This window comes from Paenochrobactrum gallinarii (assembly GCF_014205685.1).
Lineage (GTDB): Bacteria > Pseudomonadota > Alphaproteobacteria > Rhizobiales > Rhizobiaceae > Paenochrobactrum > Paenochrobactrum gallinarii.
In genome coordinates this window covers 1-6,661 of record NZ_JACIIU010000045.1, presented here as the reverse complement: position 1 = coordinate 6,661, position 6,661 = coordinate 1, and the positions used below count along the sequence as shown (strand labels likewise).

The 6,661-nt window shown below is 55.3% G+C and carries 6 protein-coding genes; 3 read left to right on the top strand and 3 right to left on the bottom strand.

Annotated elements, in window-relative coordinates; genetic code table 11:
* Nucleotides 1-29: 29 nt before the first annotated feature.
* Nucleotides 30-779, top strand: a complete 750-nt coding sequence (locus tag FHS77_RS15375) for a hypothetical protein (RefSeq protein WP_184224808.1) — start codon at nucleotides 30-32, stop codon at nucleotides 777-779.
* 144 nt (nucleotides 780-923) lie between these two features.
* On the opposite strand, the gene FHS77_RS15370 is transcribed toward FHS77_RS15375, so the two are convergent.
* The 3 genes from FHS77_RS15370 to FHS77_RS15360 form a co-directional block, all read right to left on the bottom strand.
* A complete protein-coding gene (locus FHS77_RS15370) occupies nucleotides 924-1,481 on the bottom strand; it encodes a hypothetical protein (protein WP_184224807.1) in 558 nt (185 codons plus the stop codon).
* 108 nt (nucleotides 1,482-1,589) lie between these two features.
* The gene (locus FHS77_RS15365) at nucleotides 1,590-4,430 is read right to left on the bottom strand and encodes a UvrD-helicase domain-containing protein (RefSeq protein WP_184224806.1); all 2,841 of its coding nucleotides are present in this window, start codon (nucleotides 4,428-4,430) and stop codon (nucleotides 1,590-1,592) included.
* Between the two features lie 157 nt (nucleotides 4,431-4,587).
* Complete coding sequence (locus FHS77_RS15360) at nucleotides 4,588-5,322, bottom strand: SEL1-like repeat protein (protein WP_184224805.1); 735 nt, start codon at nucleotides 5,320-5,322, stop codon at nucleotides 4,588-4,590.
* A 267-nt stretch (nucleotides 5,323-5,589) separates the two neighbouring features.
* On the opposite strand from FHS77_RS15360, the gene FHS77_RS16560 reads away from it, so the two are divergent.
* Complete coding sequence (locus FHS77_RS16560; RefSeq protein WP_484549411.1) at nucleotides 5,590-5,973, top strand: PglZ domain-containing protein; 384 nt, start codon at nucleotides 5,590-5,592, stop codon at nucleotides 5,971-5,973.
* Between the two features lie 53 nt (nucleotides 5,974-6,026).
* Nucleotides 6,027-6,661: hypothetical protein (locus FHS77_RS16170; RefSeq protein ID WP_210307168.1), on the top strand; the 635-nt coding region annotated here is incomplete at its 3' end.

Genomic DNA, 6,661 nt, shown 5'->3' with positions numbered 1-6,661 from the left:
CATTGGATTCAAGCTGAGGGGAGCCGCAGTTGTCATATATAATCGCACATGTTGTTTTCGATAACACTAGGACGACCTATCCGGTGAACTGCCTTCGAACCGATTTGCGGATCGGCGATGAAGTTGTAGTCAAGATGAACAATCGACCGCTGAAGTGGGCGCAAATTTCTGACATCAATTTCCTAAATTGGAATTGTCAAAACACAATCGAATGCCTCGCATCCGAAGCCAGCTTCACCAAGGACGGCATCGTGTTACCGCCCGGCAAGTCCCATAGTGTGAAAGGGTTGGCGCGCCCTTATGATCTGGCCGTCTTGCTCTACAAGATAGGATGGCTACCGCGTCGAGCAGCCAGTAAAATGTACAGGATGGCATATTCGGCAACCAATCGACGTCAAACTTCGCTCATTCTGATGCGAAAGAACGGAATTGACGTGCAGATTATTGAAGGTTTACCCACCGAAGAAGTGAAACCGAATTCGGTTCTTTCCACTAGCCAGAGCGACGGCCCCTTCATTCGACAACCCTTCCATGGAAGCCGGGACAATATCCTGGAGCGTACGGCAAAATTCGCACAGTCTTTCCTTCTAAATGAGGGGAATATCGAAGCTATGGTAGAGCCAATACAAACAACCAAAGCCCTACCAAAGCCTCCTCCTAGGATTCGGGATCACGACGATGACCTTTATTCCGCAATTGGTGGCGACGGCGGGCCGATTTATCTGTCTGATGGTGTTTGGTTAACATCCGATGGTGGTGCGCACGACTGGGGAAGATGAAGGCTTGGTCTCTTTCTGCTTGGGCGTTCGACTACAAATATGGCGCGTTACGACGACGTCTGGCGACAGCAGCATCCACCCTATCTCCACCTCCGATCAGATGGTGACATACAGAAGGCCGCCACCGCAATTAACTTATCTTCGTCAGGCTGAAGGCGAAAGCTCATTCACGGCGATGACGTCAGACAGTTTCATCCGCCCACTATCGACGGCGGCCGCCTTTCTTTCGGATGCGTCGTCACCTTCCGCATCGTTGTGCTGGATCGGGGCCCAGCTAGCAATCGAAGAAATATAGGCCAGCACGTTTGTGTGGGCGCGATTATGGCTGAATGACACAATTTCCCGGCCAGCATCTACCTTCAGGGCGTCCTTCAAACATTTGACGACGAATACACCGATGGCCTGTGAAACAGCCGACCTGAATTTCTCGGTTTCAAACGGGCCACCAAAAGACGCGGAACCACCAGGTGCAACAACCGCGAAATAGTAGTCCGGGCAGGTATAATAGGCAAAATAGGGACTGCCGGACTTGCACACGAATGCAACTTCCATGATCGTGCCCTCAAAGTGATCCTTGGGAAATTTCCGGACTGCCTCGCCAGTGAAAAGGATCTTTCCGCCTCGGGTTATCGAAACGACATCCAAATCGTGCCCCATGACGCGAAGCTTGCTCTGGGTATCCTTCTTGAAAAGTCCAAACACTTACTTTTCCTTCCCTGTATATTCCAGTTTTCTTGATACTCCACCGCAACCAAAACTGATCTCTGGGTGGCGCGCAATCGCACAAAATATCACGCTCATGATATTACATTATCGTTTTCCGGTGCCGAATCTGACGACGCCCGGTTTGAGGTCACTTGCACCCTCTGCCTTATCCGCCTCACGTGTTCTTATTTCCGAGACAGAGGCCTTTCCAGTGCACTCAGGGTAGCGAATGCAGCCGAAGAAATCGCCGTAGCGTCCATGCCTCTCGACAAGCCAGCCATCGGAGCATTTTGGGCATTCATGATGGTTCGCTCCGCAATGTGAGCACTCGAGTATGCCTGACGACCCGGAGACCGTCGGCATCCCAATCCCGCAGTGACTGCAGGCGGGCATGTAATTGCTACACATAAGGCTGTGCTCGCATCGGTACCAGACGCGTCCATCCCGGGCAGGCACTGGAAGCAAGCGCCCGCCGCATTCGCTGCAAGGCACATGACCGGCCATCGACCCGGTCGAGGTCGCCAAGCCGTACTCCGTATCGGAAACCAATTCCCGAACGAAGCAGGAGGGCTCGGCTTCAGACGCCAGCAGCGTGACGGTTGAGCGTGCGCGGGTCATTGCCACGTACATGATCCGCCGTTCTTCGGCGTGTTGGAATGGCTCTCCTTCCGGTGAGACAAGGCTCAGGATCGGGTCATCGGTGATTTCGGATGGGAAACCATACTTGCCATTGTTGCACCCAAGGATGACGACGTGATCGGCTTCCAAGCCCTTTGAGCCGTGGATCGTCTTGAAGCTCAACGACAGATTTGGGAACTTTCGACCGATAGCCGCCATGTCGGGCCGGTCGTGGCGATACCTTGCCAAGAGGAGAACGCTGGTCTCCTTGCCGGCCCCGAGTTCCGTCAGATCCGCCAAAGTCTCGAGGAGTTCAGCCTCTGGCTTGGCTTTTTTAGTCCAAACCACACGAAGCGCCGGGCCCTCCGCTTCACCGGCAGGAACGATCGTCTTTTCGATCTGTGCGGGGTTTTGAAGAATGAACCGTCGCGCTGCGAGGGCAATCTTATCCACAGAGCGGAAGGTGCGACCAAGGTCTACGACCTGCTGGACATCCTTCTGGATGCCGAACTCGCCACCAAACTCTGCACCGAAGCTGCGCATGATATGGATATCCGCACCAGCGAAGCGGTAGATCGACTGCCAGTCATCCCCTACAGCGAAAATCCGAGCGTCTCCATGCTGGGCCTTCAAGGCACCGACAAGGCGCGCCCGATCTTGCGAAATGTCCTGGAACTCGTCGACGAGAATATGCCGGAACGGGCTTTGATAGGCCCCGCTATCGACGTATCCGGCGGCTCGAAGAACCATGTCCTCAAAGTCGATCCTCCCGCCCAATTCGTGCTGATACTGGCGGAACACTGGATCAAAAACCGCTAGAAACGATCTGCCGCGCTCGCCCATTTTCAGCTTGTCCGCCTTTGATTGGCACGCTCCGAGGGTATAGCTGCCGCCCTTAAACTGAAGCAGGAATGTCCCAAGCAGTTGCGTAAAGCTATCGATCTGCCCCATTTCGACGACGCGGTCAAAGATGGTCTCGATCGGCCGCGACTTCAGCGTTACATGTGGACCAAGCTTTTCGGCCAGCGCCTCGAGAAGGCGCCCTTCTTGACGTTCGTAGCTATAGGTTTCGATGAGTTTGGTTTTAAAGCTGGTATGGACTTTTCGCTTCCATTCCATCGACGCCAGGTATTCCTTGCGGTCGACAAAAGGCGCAGTGACAAGCATTTCTCCAAAGCCGATTGGTGACTTGGCTTTTCTGACACCGAAGTGTTCGAGGTAGATGCCGCTCTCGGTCAGGCGAAAATCTGGAGTATAGGCTCGCCGCCCCGAATCTGGCAGTCGGTGTTCGTACTGCGGCTCGTACTCATAATCGATACCGTTTCGATACAGCCAGTTAGCGATCAGGAACTCTTCGTAACTGCGAACCTTTTCGCCTTGAAGCGTTCGAAGATTAAGGCTTTCGACATGGGTATACCAAGCGTGCTTGGTATCGTAGTCCCATTCGCTGCCGCATTCGATGGGAAACTGAGTGAACCAATCGACAACCACATTCGCAATCTTTTCGTCAGTCGCGACCAACTGCCGAAGAATCCGCCGGATCAGATCGGAATACCGTTTCTGGTCTCCGGCATGTGAAGCAAGAGGTGGTTTCGTCCCCTCGACGTGGCGGATGATGTGGTAGGCCAACGCGTGGAATGTCCACGCCTTGACTGGCTCGTTACACGCCCGGCTTATGCGCGTGGCCATCTCATTTGCGGCCTCTTTCCCAAAGGCCAATGGAAGAATTTCCCCTGACTCACGCGTCCCAGACTTCAGCAGGTAAGCTGCCTTCGCAGTTATGACGCTTGTCTTGCCTGACCCAGCACCAGCCAGAACAAGGGTGGCGTCTTCTTCGCTGAGCACGGCGCGCCGCTGTTCTGCTGTGAGTGGCTGAGACTCGACGCAGTCGAGAAAGCCCGCCCAACGGGCAAGTTCGCGTTCCAGGTGCGCCGCTATGGCGCCCTCTCTGGCAAGCTTGGGATCTTTCAAGAAGTCACTGATCCGTCCGCAAACCGCCTTGTCGGCGATCGTCCCTTCTACTCGCGCCAGTTCCTGCTTCAGAAATCCGCGATATTTTGCAGCCTCGGACAGTATCGGTGGCGTCACGCAGGCCGCAGGGTACCGGGGCGGGCTTTCAAGCCAGTCCAAGGCCGCCATCAAATCGTGGAACTTTGCGACATCCCATGCGGTCTCCGGCTTCTGCTCCTCGGCAGCCTGCGGTGTAAGGGTAAACTTTGGGCGGGTGCTGACAGGCTGGTACGACGGAGGCGATGACGGCCGACGCGATGCGCCGAAGAGTTCTCCAACCAATCCGAAAACGGCCGCACCGATCAGCCACTCAATCATTGCCTAGACCGACCAAGATCACCTGTCGAGACTGTGCATTGGCTGTGCCAAGTGACCTTTGTGCGACCGAAATCGCTCGGCTACGAGGCGAAGTCTTCTGAAGGCTGTGTGTTTCATCGTGAAGGCGATGTCTAACTGTCGGCGGTTCGTTTCGCATTCAGGCCTCGAAGAAGCGCTGCACACCCAGAAGCGGTGCTGCGCTCTCTCCCAGATAGGATTTCTTGATCATGTGGCCGACGACAGTGCAGCGGGCCATCTTTCCGAGTTTACTTCCCATTCCGGACCGGCTGAGAGCCAAGCTGAAATCGTTCAGACCATCGGTGATCTGGTCGGCAGCAGATCCCTCAACGAGTCGATTTAGGCCACCCCTGAAGAAACTTGAGGCTATTCCCGTTCGACGAATGAAGGCCTGCACATATTCGTCTTCACTGGAACTTGCGGCGTCCAACTCATAGGCGATGACATCCATCGTCGCACCATACTTGGTGCTGACGGCGCTCACAAAACGACATGCACAGACCATTAAGATCGGTGGGAGAAAGCCGGTTTCGACTGAGCCTGAGGCCAACGCGGCAAGGTTGTCCATTCCGAAACCGGCGCGATCGGCACCCTCCAACATGTAAAGCTGCTGCTCTGCCTTGGGATGACCAATTGCCGCTGCCTTGTAGAAATTGTCCGCCGCGGCATCGAGATCGAAGGTGGGCAGATAGCCGCCTCCGTGCAGGAGGAACAGGTTGTAATAAGCAGACCCGTGCTCACCTTCGGCGGCCCGATTAAAGTGGTCATAAGCTTCTTGGAATTTCTTGGCGCTCACGGCCAGGACGCCTGATCTATAGGCGTCTTCCGCCCGGGCATCCGAGCTCTTGAAAAATTGCTTGCCGAAAAGCGCCATCCCGAAGTCTTCCTGAAAGATGAGTGAGGATTTACCCCTTGCCGTCGATCTAAATGCGTAACGCTTTGAAAGTCAACGAAGCGTCCGGCATCCGGGCGTGGCAAATGATCCACGACAAGGATGAGCCACATGCGCAGCGGCCGCACCGAGACTATGTTGGATCAGCAGTTCAATAATCCGTCTCCACATACACCCCCGAACAGTCATATGCGACCGCCGCCGCCGTCGCGCCGTTGTTCATGAAATTCCGGGGGCTCAGCCGGGCAAATCAATGCGTGGTGCGAAACTGGTTTCGTCGAGAAGCTGTTCTTGCTCCTCGCAGAGCAAGGGTATCAAATTTACCTCACTGCTGACCACGGCAATGTCGACGCAGAGGGCATTGGCCGTCTCAGCCAAGGTGTCGTGTCAGAGCTGAGAGGCGAAAGGGTGCGGACCTATCGCAGTGAAACTCTGGCAGCTTCTGTGCCGTCGGAAATCGATGCGTTTCGGTTTGATACTTCTGGACTACCGCCAGACTTCTTGCCGGTATACGCCGGCACGCGGGGAGCATTCGTTCCTAAAGGAGATCAAATCGTCGCGCACGGGGGGATTTCCGTTGAGGAACTCATCGTTCCCTTCATCAAGACAAACATAAAAAGACCAGCATCATGAACTCCTCGCTGCCGGAAATAGGTTTCGACCGCTTCATCTAGCTGGACTGGGCTTTGCTTGCGCTCCGCATCCGGGCTGGTAGGGACACTCTGGATGAGCTCGACGCGGTGTTGGCGTCTTCGCACTCCGGACCAGCAGCCAAGAAAAAGACCAGGACGGTACTCAATCGCCTTTGGCTGGAGCCCCGTTCTGACCTTGTCGACTTTGCCGACCGCGGAGTTGAAATCTTTTGCGATGCGCCAGAGACCACGGTGCAGGCGCTGACATGGGGTATGGCGCTCGCCACATACCCTTTCTTCGGAAAGGTGGCAGAGATTGTTGGCCGACTCACAACGCTCCATGGTGATTGCACATCGGCAGAGGTTCATCGGCGCATGGCCGAAATCTACGGCGAACGAGAAGGCACTCGTCGGATGACAAACATGGTTCTGCAGTCGCAGGCCTGTTGGGGTGCCATCGAACGCACAGACAAAAACAAGCGGATCGAGCGCAAGAAGGCAATGGATCTGCAAGGCTCTGCAGTTGCTGCTTGGCTCGCCGAAGCATGCCTAAGGTATAACAGACGAGCGCTCCCTGTGGCGAGCATAGAGTCTAGCCCGACTATCTACCCGTTTATTCTCGGCGGCTCGACGGCCTACCTCCTCTCCAAATGCAGCGCCCTTGAGATGCGGGTGGACAGTGCCGGCAA

What these genes read in the sequence shown, in the direction of transcription:
- FHS77_RS15360 (WP_184224805.1), bottom strand. Translation starts at nt 5,322, where the DNA reads ATGGCGCTTTTCGGCAAGCAATTTTTCAAGAGCTCGGATGCCCGGGCG.
- FHS77_RS15365 (WP_184224806.1), bottom strand. Translation starts at nt 4,430, where the DNA reads ATGATTGAGTGGCTGATCGGTGCGGCCGTTTTCGGATTGGTTGGAGAA.